Here is a 19,702-nt window from a genome sequence, read left to right as displayed (position 1 = left end):
TGATTACGCATCCTGCGTATAGGGCTCCTGCACCACCATCATCGAATCAATCGCAGACAGCAGATCCTGACGGTAACGGTTAAACGCATTCTCAATCAGAGGAACATCGCCGCTCGCCACAGCTTCCTGAGGAGAAATCAGCGGCAGAGTCTGATACTCCTCCACCAGGCTCAACGCAATATGAGTCAACAAACGAGCACGACGCAGCGCCTCCGCGTGACCCAAACCAAGCGCCTGGAACTCATGAGCCATCGCCACCACAGGCTTCAACTCACGCGGGTGCAGCGTCAAGCTCAAACGCACCACCTCAGGGCACTCACGAATCGGGTAGAGCAGAGAGAACAGCGTATCGCCGCGGCGAATCATCGAAGCGCGAATAGCCTCCGGATTCGGCTCAGCCTCCTCAGACATTGACTTCGGGGCACGAGCCAGAATGTAATCCGCCAACAGAATCAGAAGCTGTTGCTTATTCTTCACGTGGTAGTACAGGGCGCCGGGAGCCACGTGAAGCTCCTGAGCGAGTCGGCGCATGGAAAGGTCCGCCAAACCGTAGGTCGCCAAGACCTCGTAGGCGGTATCTAGAATCTTTTCACGGGAAAGTACCACCCTTTCATTTTAGGGTGTTCAAATCTGTAACGTGAGCAAGATGCACCCCGCGGCAAACAAAAACCCAACAAATACGCGGCACAAACCCAAAAAGCAATGTTGATTCTCACTCACCCGGAGCGAACGGTTCGCGTTTCATGAGCGCTTTTGCCACCAAAAACGCTTCAGCACACACAGAATAGGTAGCCGCCCACGCTCTCGGCATAAAATCACGTCTTAAACCGCCCAAAACCGCCAAGACAGGTAAACCTCGCGGGCGCACAGAGTAAAAGGGGGTGTTTAATATTCGGTATGAGCAATGCATTTTCTGAACTAATCGAGCGCGCCACCGCAGGCGAAGGCCTCAACCGCGAAGAAATCCACACCCTCCTCGTGGACGGTGACGGACAGGACTTCGCCCTCATCGAGGCAGCCTCCGTCGTGCGCCGCAACGAATTCCGCAACATGATTGCAATCCACACCGAAGACGAAGCACTCGCCGACGCCCTGGGCACCCGCTCCATCGCCGTGGACTCCTACGAAGTACTGGATATCTCCCGCGATATCGACTCCGAAGAACTCGCGGCAAGCATTGAACGTATTGCTGAATCCTCCGCCATCGGCGTGACCGTACTACTGCCCGAAAATGCAGTACCCATGATGCTGATGCGCGTACTGTCCATCCTGCGCCTGGCGGCACCCGCCAAGGTCATCCACCTGCCCGAAGGCTACGAGCAGTCCCTGCGCTCGCTGACCTCCCTCGCAATGCACGTGGTCAGCGCCATCACCATTACCGACGACATTGAGCAGTGGCCCATGGTCAACGAGGTGCTCAAGGCTCTGCGCCACGGCGGCATCGTCATTTCCGGTACCGCTGGACGTGACGCCCTCGCAGGCTACCTGCGCTACCTCTCCGACCTCGGCGTGGACCTCATGGGTCACCGCGACGCACGCGGCTCCGCCTGCGGCTCGGTCGACGGTGGCGGCTGTGGCTGCGGTTCGGGTGGCTGCGGTAGCCACGAGGAGCCGGCACCTTCCGCCGGTGGTTGTGGCTGTGGCTCGGGTGGATGCGGTTCCTCCGCTGAAGCTCCGGCTGAGTCTCACGGCCACTCCCACGGTGGTGGCGGTTGCTGCGGCGGCCACGACGAACCAAAGGAAGAAAAGGGTGGCTGCTGTGGTGGCCACGACGAGCCTGAACCGGTCGTGGAGGAAGCTCCCGCTGGCGGTTGTGGCTGCGGTGCTGGTGGATGCGGCTCTAAGTAATCTGCTAGAGGTAGCTACCCCAATCGATATATTCCAAATATAGAATTTTCCCCTGAATAACCTGCTGAAAAGCAGAGATATTCAGGGGAAAACTCTATATTCCGTAAAGAGCATTAGGCTTAGAGGTAAACAACACCACAATAAACGCTGCAGAACCCCCATATCCGAAAAGCGGAATGAGCCCCTCCGGTAGAGTAGAAAGACGTAGCCGACTAACCCTAGCCGCGCGAAAGGAACAACACCGGACCAATGCTTTACCTCTCCGTTATTGTCATCATCCTGATTGCGACCGTGTTTATGGTCAGCGTCGGTGATCGACTCAACCTCCCCTGGCCGGTCATGATGACCCTGCTCGGCACCGCCGCGCTCTTCATCCCCAACCGACCGGATCTTACTATCGACAGCGACATCATCCTGCCGATCTTCCTTCCGCCGCTACTGTGGGCCATCGGCGTTAAATTCTCCTGGGGCACCCTGCGCCGCCGCTGGAGATCCGTACTGCTCTACTCGGTCCTTCTCACCACCGTCTCCGCCCTGGCAATTGCCAGCGCAGCCATGTGGTGGGTCCCCGGTATGACCATCGCCGTCGCCCTTGCCGTCGGTGCCGCCGTCTCCCCGCCCGACCCCGTCGCCGTGGAAGCAGTCGCTGAGCCCGTCGGCATCCCCCGCCGCCTCATCGGTACTCTGCAGACCGAAGGTAGCTTCAACGACGCTATCGCAATCGTTCTCTTCCACGCCGCAATCCACTCCATGACCAGCGGCCACCACATCGAGCCGCTCTCGGTCGCCAAGGACTTCGTGCTCGGCTCGATCCTCGCGGTCATTATTGGTTATATCTTCGGCTGGCTTGGCGGCTACGTTCGCCAGCGTGCCCACGACGTGGTCACCAGCAACGCCGTGACCCTCATGATCCCCTTCGGCGCCTACCTCGCTGCTGAAAGCGTGCACGCCTCCGGCGTTATTGCCGTGGTCATCGGCGCTATCCAGTTCACCAGCACCAAATACATGGCGGCACTCGAAGCGGAAGAACGCCTCTCCTCCACCTCCTTCTGGCAGATCATTGAGCTGCTCATGACCGGTGTCGCCTTCGGCCTCATCGGCCTGCAGGCAAGTAGCATCATCGCCACCGCCGACCCCTCTCGCATCACCGGCCTCCTCGTTGACGGTGCCCTGGTTGCCCTGGTCGCCATCCTGGTACGCCTCATCTGGTTCACCATTATCTGGCTGGCAGGACGCAAGAACCCCATCCACGAGGGCGCCCCCGAAAGCTTTGCTGAAGTTATCATCATGACCTGGTCCGGCATGCGAGGCCTCGTAACCCTGATTCTTGCCCTGTCCATCCCCGTGGTCAACGGCACCGAACAGGTCCGCCAGGACGCCATCGTCATGATGCTCTCCGTGCTCTTCTTCACCCTCGTGCTGCCCGGCCTGACCCTACCCATGCTCGTGAAGGTCCTTGGCGTTCAGGCTAACCACGAAGAAGAAACCGCCGTACCCGAACTACTCAAGATTGCGCAGGATGCGGCTCTTGAAGCACTGCAGGCGGAGGCGAAGGCAACCACCGACCCCGAGACCTACGCGCGCGTGAAGGAAATGTGCTCCGCTATTACCCGTCGCGACGAAATTAGCGAGGCGCTACCCGAAGAATACAAGCAGCACATGGAGAAGATTAAGGGCAAGAGGAACGACTTCGTGCGCCTGCGCGACGCCGCCCTCGTCGCCGCGCAGAACGAGGTCATTGCCGCTCAGGACCGCTACGACTCCCACGACGTGACCCGCGTGGTGCGTAAGCTGGACATCCTGGCGCAGGCTGAAAGCATCCGTTCCTCCGGCATGTTCATTCTTCCCGCCATGACCGCCGGCGCGGTCGCCCTCGAACGCTACAACCTCTGGAAGAAGCACCAGGGCACCCTGAGCACCAGCGCAATCCCCGTGGTCGAGAACGCGCCCGCCTCGCCCCTGGTCACCAACGAGGTAACCCCCAAGTCCTAGCCGGTACGCCCGTGCGCGAACACTACGTTTCTGCCCCTGCCTACGCCACCGAGATAAGCCATCTGGTCTTTAGCTCACAGGCGATAGACAGGGGCAGAAGCAGATTAAGCCTCAACTATCACCTAAAATGAGACAGGAAACGTAGTGAACGTACGTTAGCTCTCTCAAACTCACGAACACATTGAAAGTAGACATGGACTTCAAGACTCTCTCGCCTGCGTACCTGACCTCCCTCGGCGTAATTTTTTGCGGCGCGCTCTTGATTGGAACCTCCAACCCCTGGCTCCTGTGGCTCGGCTGGATCCTTCTCATCCTTGCGTTGGGCCTGAACGTCCTCGCCTTTGTGCTGTCCGTGGGTAAGGCGAAGGGTGACCCGACCCCCGCACTGGTGACCAACCTGGACGGTTTCGAATCCTCCGTGGAGAACCGTATCCGCGAGCGCGCAGAGCACCGCCGCGAAGAACGAGAAGCCGCTGAGCATGAGGCAGTTGAGCACGATGCTGCGGCGCAGGTTGATCAGGAAGTAGCTCCCGCTGAGGCAGCTGAGACCGTTGAGGCGACCGCGCCCGCTGAAACTGCAGAGGTCCGCGAGGAAGAGCCCACCGAATCTCAGCCGATTGTTGATCGTGCCCCCGGCCGTATGAGCGTTCTGCCCTCGCGTCCCCGTTCGGGTCGTACCCCCAAGCCCCGCTCCAACGCACGCTAGGTAGGTCGGTAGTGAATACGAAGTTTTTGCTTTCCCCGGCGTACCTGGTTTCTGTTGCCCTGATGCTTTCCGGCGCGGTGCTTTCCGGTGGTCGGTTCATGCTGATCGGCTGGATTCTGTGCATTGTGGGTGTCTGCCTGAACGCCATGACCCTGGTGGTGCTGACGAATCGCGAGCAGCTGTACACCATGGAGGCGAAGGCTGCCCGAGGCACCCGCCGCGGCTTTGATGACCGCCCCGCTGTGGTGCAGCGATTGGACGAGGCTCCGGCTACTGACAGCGCAGACGAAGGATCTGCGGAGTCCGTCGAGGAAGCCGCAGAAGAGCCTGCTGAAGCACCCGCACAGAAGACCAACTAGGGCGTAACCCCTAAGACGTAAAAGACCCCCGCAGAGGGTATCTGACGTAAATAAAAGACCGTAACCGCCCCCGTACAGGGGAGTGGTTACGGTCTTTTGTTGCGCCTGAATGCTCACCTCGACTAACGCTCGTCGAATACTTTTGTTTTTGGAGGAGGGGTGAGCGAGCGCAGTGGGGTCTTTAGCGCTGAGTACCCAGCTTCTGTGCCGCGAAATCCGCGTACTCTTGCACGTGCGCGCGAGCCTGCTTGGTCAGCGCCTTATTCTCATCCAGGATACGCGCCGACTGCGCCGCCATCAGCTTCAGGTACTGGCGGTCGCGGGTCTTCTTCCATGCGGTGCGTGCCGCCTCCAGCTCGGCGAAATCGTTGAGAGCCTGACGCTGCATCGTGTACCGCACCCACATGAGCACCAGAATCAGCACCAGCGGAATGAGGCACGCCCAGCTCTGCCACAGCCCGTACAGTGCCGCCGCAATGGCGCCCAAAACAATCAGCACCGGGGAAATCGAGACGATGGGGGAGTCCGGGCGGTTCTTCTGGTTCTTCACGAGTGATTCACGCGCCATAGCGCGGAAGGTGTCAGAGAAGCTGGACGGGTCGTAAGACTGGGCAGGCTCCGGTTGCTGGCTCTTCTGGGACTGGCTCTTGGGAAACTGATCCTTGCCGGGCTGGTTCTTACGGGGCTGAGAAGCGGAAGGGCACATAGAAACCTCACGGGGGTACACGGGGAGTAACGGGAAAGCGGGTGTTTCACGTGAAACGGGGGAGTAGACGGCGAGTACGCGGAAGCGGGTGGCAGGATTAGCGCTCGCCGCACCTAAACGCCACCTCGGCAGCTTCTACAGGGAAGCCTCAATAAACTCGTACGCCTTATCCACACAATCGGTGGTGACAGCCTTAACCTCATCGGGGGAGTAGCAGAACGACGCCGAACGGTCAGCGTAGCGGTGCATGTCGATATCGTTCCACGAATCTCCAATCGTATGCACCTCATAGGAGCTACCCGGATGCTCCGACTGCAGGTACTCCACCAGATGCTGCAGACCGGTGCCCTTTGTGCAGGCGGGCGGCACAATATCCAGGAAATCCTGGTTCTTGTGGCAGTCCACCGAATCACCAAAACGCTCCAGAATCCAGGTGTACGCCGCCTCGCGAACCTGAGCATCCGGAATCCACAGGGGCACACCCACGTACTCGTGGTTCTGCAGGTCGTCAGCCGGCAGGGGAGTGAACTCCGGCAGGATATTCGTCGAGGAGCCCACCCGGTCGCAGAGGCTGTAATCGTTATCCAGAGTCGTCGCGAACAGAGCCACGCCGTCCACGGTGCTGAAATGCTCGTAGCACGCTTGCACAACACTCACCGGAAGAGGCTGATGGTAAATCACCCGGTACTGCCGGTCAGTAATCACCGCACCCGTGTACAGCACGTGGTAATCAAAACGGATGGCGGTCGGGTTCAACGCCAGTTGCGTGGCAAAAATGCTCTTGCCCGTGCACGAGACCGCCAGGTTACCCTCCGCCTGCCAGCGGGCAATCGCCTGCTCAGTGGCAGGCTCCACGGCACGGTTAAACAGGATCGTGCCGTCAAGATCGAAAGCCATCAATTTGGTCATAGAAACTCCTTCGCGGGAGGGCTGCATTGCCGCGAATTGTGCGCCGCAACCCATAAAAAACGGGGGTGCCGCCGGTACTTTTAAGTGTACCGACCGCACCCCCACCACTTGAGATATAGCCCCTGAATCTCACGCCTTCACTGAAGGGTGAAAGGGCTCATTCCTCATATTTTTAGAGAGCCAGGAATCCCAGGTAGGAACCGAGGATGCCCACGCCAAAGAGGGCGAAAATCAACCAGATGGCGTTAATCTTCTTCTTCAGAAGCCACATGCACAGGAAGCACAGACCCAGCGAGGCCAGGCCCGGCAGCAGATCGTTCAGCACGGACTGGACGGTCACATTTACCGTCTCGCCCGCCTGGTTTGTGTAGCTAGTCAGTGGCAACGGAATGTTCACGCTCGTCCAGCGGTACACCAGAGCACCCATCACGAACAGGCCCATCACGGAGGCGCCCTGAGTAATCTTCTGCAGGGTGTTGCCGCCCGCCTCGGTCACAATCTGGGTGCCCTTCTCGTAGCCGTACTTGAAGCCGTACCAGCGGGTTGCCCAACGAATTGCGGTCATGCCGAAGAAGAACAGCAGCGGGCCCAGAATATTGCCGGTCACCGCCAGGGATGCGCCCAGAGCCGCCAGCACGATACGTGCGGTACCCCAGAAAATCGGGTCGCCCACGCCGGCCAGTGGGCCCATCAGGCCCACCTTAACGTTGGTGATGGCGGCTTCGTCAATGTCCTTACCGGCTGCCTTCTCACGCTCCATCGCAGCGGTCACGCCCATAATCGAGGATGCAACCCACGGCTGGGTATTGAAGAACTCCAGGTGGCGGGTCAGCGCCTCCGCCTGGTCTTCCTTCTTGGTGTAGAAGCGCTTAATAGCCGGAATCATGGAAACCGCGAAACCGATGGACTGCATACGCTCAAAGTTGAACGAACCAAGCAGGAAAGTGGAGCGGATGTAGGTTTCGACCTTATCGCGCTGGGTGAGCTCGGGAACTTCAACGAGCTCGACGTTCTTGTTCTCAGTCATGATGATGCTCCTTACTCGAGCTCGTTATCGAGGTCGTTTGCTGCGACTGCCGGTGCTACGGCGGGTGCCTCGCTCTTATGGAAGAGCGGGTTCAGCTGGGTGTACAGCAGACCCAGGCAGGCGCCCACAATACCGATAGCAACCAGGTTGAACTGTGCCGGGGTGGACAGTGCCACCAGAACATCCTCGGGCTTTCCGCTGGCAAGAGGCACAATCGACTGGGTTGCCGGGATAGCGGCAGCGGCAATGAAACCGAGGAAGAAGAAGGGCATGAGAGCCTTCGAACGCATCATGTTAATGACCATTGCGAAACCGACCACGGTAATCATGCCACCGGCAATACGCAGACCGATGGTCACCTGTTCCGGAATCATGCCCAGCAGGCGGGTCAGCTCTTCGGAGCTAATCAGAGCCACAATAGCGGTCGGGATAGCCACACGCAGACCCTGCAGAGCCATACCGCTAATGTGCATCAACTCAATACCGCGGAAGTTCGCCGTCTTCGCGAAATTATCCGCCTGATGCTGGAAGAACACCGTAATGGTACGAACAAAAATGGTCAGAACCTGACCTGCTGCAGCCAGCGGCACAGCAATAGCAATACCGGTGGTGATGTCCTGGTGACCCTGAATCACAACAATAGCGGAGATGGTGGACGCCAGAGCCGAGTCGGGAGCCATAGCGGCACCAACATTCATCCAGCCCAGGGCGATGAGCTCCAGTGCGCCACCGAGCATAATGCCGGTAGTCGGGTCACCCAGCGCAAAACCCATCAGGGTACAAGCGACCAGGGGGCGGTGGAACTGACGCTCGTCCACCACGGATGCGACGCCCGCAATGAACGCCACGAGAACAACGAGAATAAACGTCAGGGCGCTCATGCGTCCAGGCCTTTCTGCTTGAGGATCTTTTCCAAATCAACCGGGGAGTGGTTGGGCAGCTGCTGCACCGTCAGCTTCACACCGCGCTTAATGAGTTCGCGGTAGGCTTCCAGGTGCTCCTCGGAGGCGTACACTGCGTCCGAGAGCTGAACCATGCCGGTCTTGAAGGTGACGCCACCAACGTTCACTTCGTTGATCTTGACGCCTTCGTCGAGCAGTCGCACCACGTCAACGGGGGATTCTACGACGAACATGGTCTTCATGCCGGTGTACTTGGGGTTGTTGTACACGCGACCAGCCTTAGCGATGTCCAGGACGTTGGTCTTCACGCTGGTCGGCGCGACCTGCAGCAGCAGGGACTTGCGCAGCTGATCGTGTGCCGCATTATCGGATGCCGCGATGAAGGTCTGCGGTGCGATATGCGGAACCCAGGTGCCTGCCACCTGACCGTGAATCAGACGGGAGTCGATGCGGGTGAAGATAGCGTCCATGGTGCCGCCGGGAACCTGCTGAGCAGCCGGAACCTCGACCGCCTTGGTCTCTGCGGGCTTCGCCTCGGCGGGCTTGGCGGCCGCGGGCTGGTTCGCCTCCTGGAAGGAGCGAATACCCTTAGTGCCAGCCTTGTGCGCCTTAGCGACCAGGGACTTGAGGGTTGCGTTCTTACGGCCTGCGCCGGAGATGACCTCAATAAGCATCGGTACGTTGACACCGGAGACGACGTCGACGCCCTCGCGGGTGGCTGCGAACTGCGCACCGGCGTTGTAGGGGCTACCGCCGAAGAGATCGACCAGCAGCAGGGTTTCTTCTGCTTCAGACGCCTCAACGATGCGGGTGTACTCTTCGACGAGATCTTCGGGGCCCTGACCCGGCAGGAACGTGACCGGGTGGACGTTTTCGAAGTTACCGAGGATCATGCCGGCGGTCTTCAGCAGAGCCGGAGCCGACTCGCCGTGTGCCGCCACAATGATAGTGACCATAGTGGTCCTCTCGTGTTCGTGACATGGTGTGTAGTGGCCCCGTGAGGAGCCTCATAATTCTCAGATAGTAACACGTTGTTTTTGTGTTTTGTGGGTTTTTTCTGAGCATGCACACTTTAGGTTCTTGTGACATTTTTATCGGTGTTGGAATATGGGTTTTTGATGTCAAAACACGTATTTATTGCCAGGGTGTAAAAAATTTAAACAGAACACCGAAAAATGCTTGTCTGCGCGAAGGGGTTAGCGTTACTCTCGCGAAAATTCGGGAGTATTGGCGTCTTGCTGATGGACTGGCGAGGTGTTTGACGTGGAATATGTGGAGCGCACGAGTGCGAGAAAATGATTTACAAAGAAAATATCGAGCAAAAAATGAATGCATTGATCAAAAAATGTGGGATTTATGAAAAACCCACATTTGTCTGAGGTTTGTCCACAGAATGGTATTTCTGGAATACGCCGCTATAAACCGTCATTTCAAAATTTAAATCGACGCGCTAACGCGCGAAAGAACACCCGGGAAAACGACATTTTAGTGACAGGTTGTATATATAAATAGCAACCCACCTTTAACGGCCATGTTCCGCCCGGCATCACCCCTCTAGAATCCTCACTCCCAGATTCCCCACCCGAACCCCTCGCCGGGATTCCGAAGTATAGAATTCGAGATATAGGTTCCAGGGCATAGATTCCGGGGTATATATTTCAGGGCATAGAAAATCCGGGGGCATAGAAAAAGCGACCGAGAACCCTCCCGGTCGCTTTCTATCGAACATGCGCTACGCGTTAATGCCCCACATATCCCGCGCCAGACGCGCAATATGAATCGTCAAATACGTCAACTCATCACGAGTCAGGCTCTGCTTCAGCTGCATCTGCAGTACCAGCAAAACCTTCTGCGCACACGCGTAGGCGCGCGGTACATCCGCACGAAGAGCCGCCAACAAACTCGGCTGCGACACCTCATCAGCATCCTCCGTGCGATTCGCGGAGGCGCGGCTCGCCCGCACAAACAGGTACCTCAGATGCGTCACAAAACGTGCCGCACTCATTGAGTCCGGGTCGATCTTCCGCTCGTAGCTCGCCTCAATAATTTCAAAAACCTGCGCGAAAACCTCAGTCATGCGGAATGCCTGAGACATATCCGCCGTCGCAAATTGCGCGTTGACTAGGTGCAACGCCAAAGGAATAGCCTCATTCGGGTCCAGCTCAACCTGCAGGCGCTCGCGAACCATTTCCAAAACCGTGCGGCCGTACTCCACCTCGCGCGGGTAGAGAACAGTCACCTCCGGGGCGAGCGGATACTGCACCCGCACCCCGTCACGCGCACGAACCACCGCATAGTGCAAGTGATCAGCCAGCGGAAGAATAAACGAGTTCGACAGCTCCAATGCACCCTCGGCGCGCACCTTCGACTCCAAAAGTGTGGCAATCGACAGAATCTCCGCCGGAATCTCAGACAGAGTCATGCTCAAGCGCTCACCCGACATGCCCTGCTCCGGCACAAACGTCTGCTCCACCGCAGACGGGTCAATCAGCTGACCCTTACGCTTACCAAAAGCAATGCCGCGACCAATCATCACGGACTCCTTGCCGTAATGATCCACCGTGAGGACAACATTATTGTTATAAATACGGCTAATGCGCATACGTCGTCCTCCTTCACGGGTGTTGGGTCGCCGGAACAGAAACGGCAAAAACAAAAGATACGCAAAGGTGATTGAGTGTTACCTAAGCTAGTACAAATTCTACCGAAAGTTTGAAGCCGTCATGAAGGGATAACGCGCAAATGTGGGGTAAAGCTGTGTCCCAGCTGTGATGCGGGCAAGCATTCCATAAGTTTGCGGCTGAAAACCGGCTCCCGCCCCGCCCGCGAACCCTAAATCGCGATACCCTTAATCACATGAGCAGCAAAGCAACCGAAATCGCAAAGAACCTTCCCGCGCTAGAGCACCCGGACGGTAGCCCCATCCGCGCCCTCGTTGTTGATGATGAGGAGATGCTCAAAGAACTCGTCAGCATGGGTCTGAAAATGATCGGCTGGGAGGTGCAGTCCGCAGGCGACGGCCCCTCCGCGCTCGCGATTGCCCGCGATTGGCGCCCCGACGTGCTCGTGCTGGATATTATGATGCCCGGCTTTGACGGCCTGGAGCTGCTCTCCCGTATCCGCAAGTTCTACCCCGAGGTTCCCTGCCTCTTTCTGACCGCTAAGGATTCGGTTGATAACCGTATTGAAGGCCTTGCCGCCGGTGCGGACGACTACGTGACTAAGCCCTTCTCCATGGAAGAGGTCATGATCCGTTTGCACCGCCTGGTGCAGCGCTCCGGTGTTGCCTCCATTGATGATGCTGAGCTGGTCGTCGGCGATCTGGTGCTGAACCAGGACACCCGCGAGGTGACCCGCGGTGGCGAGCAGATTAACCTCACCGCAACGCAGTTCGACCTGCTGCGCTACCTCATGGAGAACGCGAAGCGCGTGGTCTCCAAGAGTCAGATTCTTGATAATGTCTGGAACTACGATTTTGGTGGTCAGGCAAATATTGTGGAGCTGTACATCTCGTACCTGCGTAAGAAGATTGACGTGGGTCGCGAACCGATGATTCACACCGTGCGCGGTGCCGGTTACGTGCTACGTCCCGCTGTCTAAGTTTATTCTCTGCTCTTCATATGGCGCGGTATAACACCCGGTTATACCGCGCCATATCAGTTATATTCCGTATTTCGAATATAGAAAGAAAGGATGCTCGTGGGCTCCTACTCACCCGGTGACCCCGCCTCTTTGGATAACGAAGCAACCCGCCCCCTGCGCGCGGGTACCCCCGCACGAGACGGCGCCACGCGCTCGCCGGGGAACTTCTTCGTGCGCCTACGCGCCGCCTGGAAGAGCATGAGGAATCCCGAGGCATCCCCCGAAGAACTCGGGTACGTACCCCACCTGCGTTCGCGCCTTATCGCCATCCTTGTGGCAGCCCTCGGCATCGCCTGCCTCATTATTGGCCTGTCCACCTACGTGACCCTGCAGAACTCCCTCTACCAGCAGGCGCAAAGCGACCTCAAAGAAACCAGTCACCGCGTAGTGCAGCCGACCTCCCGAAACGGCAAGCGAGAAGAAGTGGACTGCAGCGACCTGCAGAAGAGCAGCTCTCTCTTTGCGCCCGGTCAGGCGTCCGGAACCATCATTACCTGTGTTGAGTCCGAAGGCGCTGTGGAAATCGCCAGCAAGCTCGGTAAGGACGGTACCGTACAAACCCTCTCCGCCAATGACCAGGTAACCCTCGGAACCATGGCACTGAATGCCACCAAAGAAGAAGTTCGAGAGATCAAACTGGAATCCGGTCTGTACCTCGTGAAAATCACCCCGAAGGCTAGCAGCACCGCCGACGCGCAGGTGGTCGGTATCCCGCTCGCCAACGTGCAGCAGACCCTCACCATTTTCGTGATTGTGGTGTCCCTCGGATCTATCGCCGTAATGGTCGGCGCCGGTGTGGCTGGCTCCTACATTATTCGCGGCACCATGAAACCGCTGGAGCGAGTCTCCGCGGTGGCAACCGATGTGGCGCACCTGGACCTGGAAGAACACACCATCTCCTCGGCGGTGCGTGTGGAACCGAGAGACTCCGACCCGCGCACCGAAGTAGGCGCGGTGGGCTACGCCCTCAACCAGCTACTCGATAACGTGAACTCCGCCCTCGAAGTGCGTGAACGCACCGAGCACCAGATTCGCGCCTTCATTGCGGACGCATCCCACGAGCTGCGTACGCCCCTCGCCGCCATTAAGGGCTACTCCGATATGCTCCGCTGGACCGAACCGCTCAGCGAATCAGGCCAGTCCTCCCTGGCGCGCATTGACTCGCAGACTGAGCGTATGTCCCGCCTCGTAGAGGACCTGCTGACCCTTGCCCGCCTCGATGAGGGCCGTGAACCTAAGCTGGAGCAGGTTGACCTGACCGAGCTGGTGCTCGAGTGCACCTCGGATATGCAGGCGGCAGCCCGCACCCACGAGTGGCACCTGAACCTGCCCGATGAGCCCGTCGAAGTGGTGGCGGATCGCTCCCAGATTCAGCGCGTGATTCTGAACCTGCTCTCGAACGCCCGCAAGCACACCGATGAGGGTACGCGCGTGACCGCGGGCCTGTCGGTGGACGCGGCACGCCGCGAGGCTGTAGTCACCGTGACCGATAACGGCCCGGGTATTGCACCCGAGTTCCTACCGAAGATTTTTGACCGCTTCACCCGCGCCGATAAGGCGCGCTCCGGCTCGGATGGAACCACCGGTCTGGGTTTGGCGATTGTGCAGGCGATCGTGCAGGCGCACGGTGGTTCGATTCAGGTGCAGAGTCAGCCGGGCCATACGGTCTTTACGGTGCGCCTGCCGCTGGATGCGCGTCTTCAGCCGGCTGCCTAGTCCGGCGTCTAATCAGCCGGCCTGGTTTGCTACCTGGTCCGCGCGCGTCCACTCTGTGAATGGCTACTTGAGGGGGAGTGGGGTGTGCCGTGTGTGCACTCTGCTCCCCTTTGCGGTGCTTTTGCGGCTTTATGGTGGGTTGACGTGCAAAAACACTAAATTGCTTGTTGAGTAAACATTAAATCTGCACTTCAAGTTTATTACCTGGAGTGCAAATATGTGGTCAATCTAACCCCAAAATAGTTACCCTCGGTGAAACAATGCGCGTATTGTAAAAAACATGGCTAATCTTGTTGAATCCCCCGCAAACATCACGGACAAGCGCTCCGCCCGCAAGGCAGAGAACCGCATCGCAATCGTTGAGGCAGCAGAATCCCTCATCCTCGAGGGTGGCTACGGCGCCCTCAACGCAGAAGCACTCGCAGAACGCGCCGGCGTCTCCCGCCGCACCATCTTTAACCACTTCGCCTCCGTAGACGACGTGCTGGTCACCCGCATGAACCAGTACTTCAACCGCATCTTCGAAGAGTGCGACTTCAGCATCTCTGGCGAAAACGCAAGCATGGAAGCCGAAATGCTCTCCATCGCCCGCAATGTCTTCATGAGCAACACCCTCGAAGAGTACATCGCACCCTTCGCGCACCTGCTCTACGCCCTCGAAATGGACAGCCCCGCAAAGTTCGAAGAATACTCGCACGTCATCCTCGAGCGCACCTACGACATCTTCCTCGAACAGTACCTCGAGGCATACCCCGACCTGCCCTACCTGCGCGTGGCAGTCTTCGCCTCCAACCTCTCCGAAACCATCGGTGAAGGCGTCTACTACTACCTCACCCGCGCCGAAGAAGTAACCGCCAAGGTCGCAGCGGAAGCCCCCGAAGACACCCACCCCGAAGCACTCGCCATCGAAGCAATGCGCCAGTGCGTACTCGAGGCACTCGACTACCTGGGCCGCCTGGTCCAGGGCGAATTCGCAAGCTAAGCCCCATAGCGTTCACGCTCAAAAACTCTCGCTTCGGGCACCTCACCTGCAGGTGCCCGAAGCGGGGTGTTTTTTGCCCAAAAACAGGGGCGTCACCTCAGTATGCGGGTGGCAAAACAGGGCAATCACCGTACTCACACGCACCCAACACCACAAACTCTTCGCTCACTCAACTTCAAAGGAATAATTCATGGCTACATGGCTCTACCGCATCGGTGAAGCCGCCGCCCGCCGCGCCTGGGCGGTTATCCTCGCCTGGGCACTCATCATTGCAGGTGTAGCGGGTGCCTACACCGCGTTCCACGGCAAACTCAGCAACACCTTCACCATGCCCGGAACGCAGACCCAGCAGCTCTCCGACGAGCTCGCACAGCGCTTCCCGAGCGCCAACCGCGGCTCCGGCCAGATTATTCTCACCACCGGTGACGGCACCGCCCTCACCGAAGAACAGAAGCAGGCATTCTCTGCCGCGCTGAACAAGCTCACCACCGAGGTACCCTCCGTGGATGCGGTCACCGACCCGTTCACCACCACCTCCAAGCTTGCCGAGGCGAAAACCCAGCTCGACGAGGCGCACGCTAAGATTGACGCCGCCCCCACCCAGATTGAGGACGGCAAGAAGCAGCTGAGTGCCGCCGCCTCGCAGATTGAGGATGGCACCAAGCAGATTGCCGAGAACGAGAAGAAGCTCGACGACTCGCAGGAGCAGATTACCGCTGGTCGAAAGCAGCTGGACGAGGCGCAGAAGCAGCTCGACGACGCACAGGCGCAGCTGAAGGACGGCTACGCTCAGGCGGAGGCGGCAGGCTCACCCGCCGCCATGATGGAGCAACTCAACGCCCAGCAGACGCAGCTGACCGAACAGCAGAACGCCCTCAACCAGCAGCGCGACACTCTTGCAGAGAGCCAGAAGCAGGTCGATGCGGGCCGCGCAGAGATTGCTTCCAAGAAGGACGAACTGGCTGAAGGCAAGAAGAAGCTGGACGAGCAGCGCAACCAGCTGCAGAAGACCGAAAGTGAGCTGCCCGCACAGCGTGAGCAGCTGGAGCGTCAGCAGAAGCTGTACGACTTCACCGCCGGCTACCGTATGGTCTCCGAGGATCAGTCCACGGCGATTGCGACCGTGTCGTTCAAGAAGAAGATTTTTGAGGTCCCCTCTGCTGACCTGCAGAAGGTCATGTCCGATATCGAGTCGGCGAACCTGCACGGGGCGACCGTCCAGTTCGATGCGAACCTGAGCGAATCTGCGCTCGGCGGCGGCTCGCACACCGGTGAGGTTGCGGGCATGGTCATCGCCTTTATCGTGCTGATGGTCATGCTCGGTACCCTCGTGGCTGCCGGTCTGCCGATTCTCATGTCCCTGGTGGGCGTGGTGGTGGGTGTGCTCGGCACGCTCTCGCTGTCTTCCATCATTCAGATGAGCTCGACCGCCTACACCCTGGGTCTGATGCTCGGCCTGGCGGTCGGTATCGACTACTCGCTGTTTATCCTGAACCGCTACCGCACGAACCTGCTCGACGGCATGCCGAAGGTCCAAGCGATTGCTCTAGCGAATGGTACGAGCGGTAATGCCGTGATTTTTGCGGCAAGCACCGTGATTATTGCGCTGGTTGCGCTGAACGTGACCGGTATTCCCTTCCTGGGCGTGATGGGTAACGCCGCCGCGTTCTGCGTGGTTGTTGCTGCCCTGATCGCGGTGACCCTCACCCCGGCGGTGCTGTCCTTGGCGGGTACCAAGATCATGTCGAAGAAGCTGTGGGCTTCTATCGATACCCCGCAGAAGATTGAGGAGCGCCGCGCTCAGGATGCCGAGCGCACCGAGAAGCCGAACGGCTGGTTGCGTCTCGTGCTGGCGCGTCCGTTGCTGACCCTAGTGATGGGTACGCTGGCGTTGCTGGCGGTTGCCGCCCCCATGTCGCAGATGCGCCTGGGCCTGCCGGACGCCTCGAACTACCCCTCCGATAGCGCCGCGTATAAGTCGTACGCGCTGGTCAAGGACAAGTTCGGTGAGGGCATGAGCGCCCCGCTGGTTGCGGTCGCGCACACCCCCGCGAACATGAGTGAGGAGCAGGCTCAGCAGGCACAGATCGATATCGCCTCTGCGGTGAAGGAGCGTGGCGGCGTGAACGTGCAGGCTGTGGTTCCCGGCGGTATGACCGATGACCGTACCCTCATGATTTTCCAGGTGATTCCTGCCCACAGTGCAAGCTCCGTGGAGACCGAAGAACTCGTCCACGAGCTGCGCGCCGTAACCGTTCCGGTTCAGGGCTCTGAGGTCTCTCTTGGCATTGCGGGTCAGACCAGCGGCAATATTGACGTCTCCGAGGTGCTCGCGCAGAAGCTACCCCTGTACCTGGGCGTGGTGATGGGCCTGTCCTTCCTGGTGCTGATTCTGGTGTTCCGTTCGATTATGGTGCCGCTGGTTGCCTCGGTGGGTTTCCTCTTCTCGGTGCTGGCGAGCTTCGGTGCCGTGGTGTCCATCTACCAGCTGGGCTTCATGAGCTCCTTCTTCGGTGTGGACCACCCGGGCCCGGTGCTGTCGTTCTTGCCGACCCTGCTCATCGGTATTCTTTTTGGCCTTGCCATGGATTACCAGATGTTCCTGGTGACTGGCATGCGTGAAGCGTACGTGCACGGTAAGGACGCGGCAACCGCCATCGTAACCGGCTATAACCATGCGGTGCGTGTGGTGGTGGCTGCCGCGATCATCATGATTTCGGTGTTTGGTGGCTTCATATTCGCTGATTCGACGATGATTCGACCGATGGGCTTCGGCCTGGCATTCGGCGTGCTTGTAGATGCGTTCATTGTGCGCATGACGCTGACCCCTGCGGTTATGGCTCTGCTGGGCGATAAGGCGTGGTGGATGCCGAAGTGGCTGGACCGCCTCACCCCGAATATGGATGTTGAGGGCGCCGCGCTGAGTGAGAAGAATCAGCACGAGCGTGAGTCTGCCGCCGATTCGGGTAACAGCTAAAGCCTGGGTAACCGCTAAAGTATTAGTGTGCGTTTGTGTGCTGTTATAGCGCACTTTGAAGACTAATACGAGACGAAAGGGCAGGTGTACGGTGATGAGGAACCGCGCGAGTATCCGGCAGAGGATAGGAGGCGTTCTGAACCGTGTGCCTGCCCCTTTTCTTGTCTTTTTGGGCGGCGGTACGGGTGCGCTGTGCCGCGTGTACACCCCCGGCGGCGTGCTGGTGGCGAACCTGCTGGGTTCGTTCACGCTGGGCCTGCTGACGATGGTGTGGAACGCCTACGCGCGCCGTGACGGCGAGGAGCAGATTCACTCGTTCCGCTTGCTGTTCGGTGCGGGTATGATGGGCGGCTACACGACGTATTCGTCGATTGCTGCGGTACTGGCGCAGACGATTTTCCTGCCGTACACGGTGCACGGCGGGTATATGGTGCTGGCGATTCTGGTGCTGCTCGTGGGTGGTTTGGTTGCCGCCGCAGCCGGCATGCTGACGGGTCAGTTTGTGGCGTCCCGCCTGGTGCCCGCCCGTGATGCTGAGGAGGGTCGCTAATGTTTTTCGCTCTGATGGTGTTCCTCTGCGGCGGTCTGGGTGCGATGACCCGCTTCTTCCTCGATAAGGCGATGTCGCCTCGCCTGCGCACGGAGTCGTCGATTATTAGCCCGGTGTTCGTCATTAACCTGGTGGGTTCGTTCCTGTACGGTCTGCTGATTTTGCCGGTGTCGAATCCTCGCGCGCTGGGCGTGCACTATAACGCCACGGATCAGGTGGCGTTCTGGTGTACGGTGATTACGACCGGCCTGTTGGGTGGTTTTACGACCTTCTCGACCGCCATGGTGGAGGCGCTGACCGCCCGCGCTGAGGGCAAGATGGTGAAGTTCCTGATGCTCTGGCTGGTGCAGGTTGTGGGTGCGATGGTGGCTGCGATTGCGGGCGCCTTCTTGTTTGTGCTGCTGTTTGGTCGGTATATTGCGCCGGTGTTCCCGCCAGATGTTCTGTACTGACGGCACCGGCTGTGGTGGTTCTCATGGCATGTTTGGGTGCGTGTACAGCTTTTTCACAGTTTCGCCTAGGGTGAGCCATAGAGCCGTCTTTTACACTGGTGGTGAATGATATGCGGCGGGCATGAACAGACACCCGCTATATACCACCGGAAATATATGTAAGGACAGGCATATGTTCATGTGGGAAGCATATAACTCACTCTCACGACCTAAGGAACACACAGCATGCAGGAACTACTGAATAAACACATGATTGGCACCTTTGCCATCGAGATTGTGGTGCTCACCGTGGCGCTCTCCATCATCGGCTTCATTGGCATGCACCTGCGCACCAAGAAGACCGGCCGAGCACACAGCATCCGCCAGTACCTGCTGACTGCGTCCTTCGCGCTGTTCCTTGCGTCGATTCTTTCGCTGACGCTAACCCCGATTGGTAGTGCGAATAGCGTCACGAACCCCGAACTCTATTACCCGCGCTTCTATGTGGGCTGGAGCTGGCAGCAGGCGTGGGACCTGACGGCGGGCATGGGTCTGCGCCGCTTCTTCACCACCGTGTATGCGCAGCTCTTCTTCAATATCGCGATGTTCATTCCGCTGGGCTTCTTTACGGCGGGCTGCCTGCGGTGGGGTCTGCGCGCTACGGCACTGAGCGGCTTCGTGCTCTCGAGCTTTATTGAACTGAGCCAGCTGACCGGTAACTGGGGTCTGGCGGGCTTCACCTACCGCACTTTCGATGTGGATGACATTGTGAATAACACTGCCGGCGCGGTGCTGGGTGCGGTCTGCATCTGGGTGGTGCGCGCGATTCAGAAGCGCCGCCTCGCTAAGCATGATCGGGTGCTGGCAATGGCTTCCGCTGCGGTCTAGAACCCCTCCAAATTGGCAGACGTTTTCATAACATGATTGATATAATTCATGTTATGAAAACGTCTGC

The 19,702-nt window shown here is 58.7% G+C and carries 18 protein-coding genes; 11 read left to right on the top strand and 7 right to left on the bottom strand.

Translation table 11 applies throughout. From position 1 onward, the window contains the following. Window positions 1-3 precede the first annotated feature (3 nt). Complete coding sequence (locus AB8C10_RS01220; RefSeq protein WP_012902649.1) at window positions 4-606, bottom strand: TetR/AcrR family transcriptional regulator; 603 nt, start codon at window positions 604-606, stop codon at window positions 4-6. Window positions 607-897: 291 nt separating this feature from the next. Between AB8C10_RS01220 and AB8C10_RS01215 the strand changes: the two genes are divergently transcribed. From AB8C10_RS01215 to AB8C10_RS01200, 4 genes are all read left to right on the top strand, one after another. Beyond that, on the top strand, window positions 898-1,848 hold the full coding sequence (locus AB8C10_RS01215) for a biotin synthase (RefSeq protein ID WP_368866573.1): 951 nt from the start codon (window positions 898-900) through the stop codon (window positions 1,846-1,848). 249 nt (window positions 1,849-2,097) lie between these two features. Continuing rightward, window positions 2,098-3,840 carry a cation:proton antiporter gene (locus AB8C10_RS01210; RefSeq protein WP_368866572.1) on the top strand — a complete coding sequence of 581 codons (1,743 nt, stop codon included), beginning with the start codon at window positions 2,098-2,100 and terminating at the stop codon, window positions 3,838-3,840. A gap of 193 nt (window positions 3,841-4,033) precedes the next feature. After that, the gene (locus AB8C10_RS01205) at window positions 4,034-4,546 is read left to right on the top strand and encodes a hypothetical protein (RefSeq protein ID WP_049352259.1); all 513 of its coding nucleotides are present in this window, start codon (window positions 4,034-4,036) and stop codon (window positions 4,544-4,546) included. A gap of 11 nt (window positions 4,547-4,557) precedes the next feature. Further along, window positions 4,558-4,905, top strand: coding sequence for a hypothetical protein (locus tag AB8C10_RS01200; protein WP_049338642.1), 348 nt, complete (start codon window positions 4,558-4,560; stop codon window positions 4,903-4,905). Between the two features lie 181 nt (window positions 4,906-5,086). On the opposite strand, the gene AB8C10_RS01195 is transcribed toward AB8C10_RS01200, so the two are convergent. The 6 genes from AB8C10_RS01195 to AB8C10_RS01170 all read right to left on the bottom strand — a co-directional run bounded on the left by AB8C10_RS01195 (window position 5,087) and on the right by AB8C10_RS01170 (window position 11,051). Beyond that, window positions 5,087-5,611, bottom strand: coding sequence for a hypothetical protein (locus AB8C10_RS01195; RefSeq protein WP_193388925.1), 525 nt, complete (start codon window positions 5,609-5,611; stop codon window positions 5,087-5,089). Window positions 5,612-5,746: 135 nt separating this feature from the next. After that, a complete protein-coding gene (locus tag AB8C10_RS01190; RefSeq protein WP_049352261.1) occupies window positions 5,747-6,520 on the bottom strand; it encodes an HAD family hydrolase in 774 nt (257 codons plus the stop codon). Between the two features lie 172 nt (window positions 6,521-6,692). After that, window positions 6,693-7,547, bottom strand: a complete 855-nt coding sequence (locus tag AB8C10_RS01185; protein ID WP_294632365.1) for a PTS system mannose/fructose/sorbose family transporter subunit IID — start codon at window positions 7,545-7,547, stop codon at window positions 6,693-6,695. An 11-nt stretch (window positions 7,548-7,558) separates the two neighbouring features. Next, window positions 7,559-8,428, bottom strand: a complete 870-nt coding sequence (locus AB8C10_RS01180; protein WP_368866571.1) for a PTS mannose/fructose/sorbose transporter subunit IIC — start codon at window positions 8,426-8,428, stop codon at window positions 7,559-7,561. Next, window positions 8,425-9,405 carry a mannose/fructose/sorbose PTS transporter subunit IIA gene (locus AB8C10_RS01175; protein WP_049326832.1) on the bottom strand — a complete coding sequence of 327 codons (981 nt, stop codon included), beginning with the start codon at window positions 9,403-9,405 and terminating at the stop codon, window positions 8,425-8,427. Before AB8C10_RS01175 ends, AB8C10_RS01180 begins: the two co-directional genes overlap by 4 nt. Window positions 9,406-10,181: 776 nt before the next feature. After that, window positions 10,182-11,051, bottom strand: coding sequence for a PRD domain-containing protein (locus tag AB8C10_RS01170; RefSeq protein WP_012902659.1), 870 nt, complete (start codon window positions 11,049-11,051; stop codon window positions 10,182-10,184). Window positions 11,052-11,305: 254 nt separating this feature from the next. Here AB8C10_RS01170 and AB8C10_RS01165 point away from each other — a divergent pair, with 254 nt between their 5' ends. The 7 genes from AB8C10_RS01165 (at window position 11,306) to AB8C10_RS01135 (ending at window position 19,635) form a co-directional block, all read left to right on the top strand. Beyond that, window positions 11,306-12,049 carry a response regulator transcription factor gene (locus AB8C10_RS01165; protein ID WP_200963600.1) on the top strand — a complete coding sequence of 248 codons (744 nt, stop codon included), beginning with the start codon at window positions 11,306-11,308 and terminating at the stop codon, window positions 12,047-12,049. A 93-nt stretch (window positions 12,050-12,142) separates the two neighbouring features. Continuing rightward, window positions 12,143-13,807 (top strand): sensor histidine kinase, encoded by a 1,665-nt coding sequence (locus tag AB8C10_RS01160; protein ID WP_368866570.1) that lies wholly within the window; start codon window positions 12,143-12,145, stop codon window positions 13,805-13,807. A gap of 280 nt (window positions 13,808-14,087) precedes the next feature. Then, entirely contained in the window at window positions 14,088-14,789 is a 702-nt protein-coding gene (locus AB8C10_RS01155; protein ID WP_368866569.1) for a TetR/AcrR family transcriptional regulator, read from the top strand. A gap of 190 nt (window positions 14,790-14,979) precedes the next feature. Further along, complete coding sequence (locus AB8C10_RS01150; RefSeq protein ID WP_368866568.1) at window positions 14,980-17,766, top strand: MMPL family transporter; 2,787 nt, start codon at window positions 14,980-14,982, stop codon at window positions 17,764-17,766. 145 nt (window positions 17,767-17,911) lie between these two features. Beyond that, the gene (locus AB8C10_RS01145; RefSeq protein ID WP_368866567.1) at window positions 17,912-18,316 is read left to right on the top strand and encodes a CrcB family protein; all 405 of its coding nucleotides are present in this window, start codon (window positions 17,912-17,914) and stop codon (window positions 18,314-18,316) included. Further along, a complete protein-coding gene (locus tag AB8C10_RS01140) occupies window positions 18,316-18,768 on the top strand; it encodes a fluoride efflux transporter FluC (protein WP_294627277.1) in 453 nt (150 codons plus the stop codon). The genes AB8C10_RS01145 and AB8C10_RS01140 overlap by 1 nt, the downstream gene beginning before the upstream one ends. Window positions 18,769-18,993: 225 nt before the next feature. Then, entirely contained in the window at window positions 18,994-19,635 is a 642-nt protein-coding gene (locus tag AB8C10_RS01135; RefSeq protein WP_368866566.1) for a VanZ family protein, read from the top strand. Window positions 19,636-19,702 lie beyond the last annotated feature (67 nt).

Source organism: Rothia mucilaginosa (genome assembly GCF_964210535.1).
Taxonomy (GTDB): Bacteria; Actinomycetota; Actinomycetes; order Actinomycetales; family Micrococcaceae; genus Rothia; species Rothia mucilaginosa_F.
Note: the sequence above shows the minus strand (reverse complement) of the source record. Positions and strands in the feature narration are given on the sequence as shown.

Bases quoted from the DNA above. Each gene is read 5' to 3' on its own strand.
- AB8C10_RS01170 (WP_012902659.1), bottom strand. From the start codon at position 11,051: ATGCGCATTAGCCGTATTTATAACAATAATGTTGTCCTCACGGTGGAT.
- AB8C10_RS01195 (WP_193388925.1), bottom strand. From the start codon at position 5,611: ATGTGCCCTTCCGCTTCTCAGCCCCGTAAGAACCAGCCCGGCAAGGAT.
- AB8C10_RS01160 (WP_368866570.1), top strand. From the start codon at position 12,143: ATGCTCGTGGGCTCCTACTCACCCGGTGACCCCGCCTCTTTGGATAAC.
- AB8C10_RS01210 (WP_368866572.1), top strand. From the start codon at position 2,098: ATGCTTTACCTCTCCGTTATTGTCATCATCCTGATTGCGACCGTGTTT.
- AB8C10_RS01155 (WP_368866569.1), top strand. From the start codon at position 14,088: ATGGCTAATCTTGTTGAATCCCCCGCAAACATCACGGACAAGCGCTCC.
- AB8C10_RS01180 (WP_368866571.1), bottom strand. From the start codon at position 8,428: ATGAGCGCCCTGACGTTTATTCTCGTTGTTCTCGTGGCGTTCATTGCG.
- AB8C10_RS01175 (WP_049326832.1), bottom strand. From the start codon at position 9,405: ATGGTCACTATCATTGTGGCGGCACACGGCGAGTCGGCTCCGGCTCTG.
- AB8C10_RS01140 (WP_294627277.1), top strand. From the start codon at position 18,316: ATGTTTTTCGCTCTGATGGTGTTCCTCTGCGGCGGTCTGGGTGCGATG.
- AB8C10_RS01215 (WP_368866573.1), top strand. From the start codon at position 898: ATGAGCAATGCATTTTCTGAACTAATCGAGCGCGCCACCGCAGGCGAA.
- AB8C10_RS01165 (WP_200963600.1), top strand. From the start codon at position 11,306: ATGAGCAGCAAAGCAACCGAAATCGCAAAGAACCTTCCCGCGCTAGAG.
- AB8C10_RS01135 (WP_368866566.1), top strand. From the start codon at position 18,994: ATGCAGGAACTACTGAATAAACACATGATTGGCACCTTTGCCATCGAG.
- AB8C10_RS01150 (WP_368866568.1), top strand. From the start codon at position 14,980: ATGGCTACATGGCTCTACCGCATCGGTGAAGCCGCCGCCCGCCGCGCC.
- AB8C10_RS01205 (WP_049352259.1), top strand. From the start codon at position 4,034: ATGGACTTCAAGACTCTCTCGCCTGCGTACCTGACCTCCCTCGGCGTA.
- AB8C10_RS01185 (WP_294632365.1), bottom strand. From the start codon at position 7,547: ATGACTGAGAACAAGAACGTCGAGCTCGTTGAAGTTCCCGAGCTCACC.
- AB8C10_RS01190 (WP_049352261.1), bottom strand. From the start codon at position 6,520: ATGACCAAATTGATGGCTTTCGATCTTGACGGCACGATCCTGTTTAAC.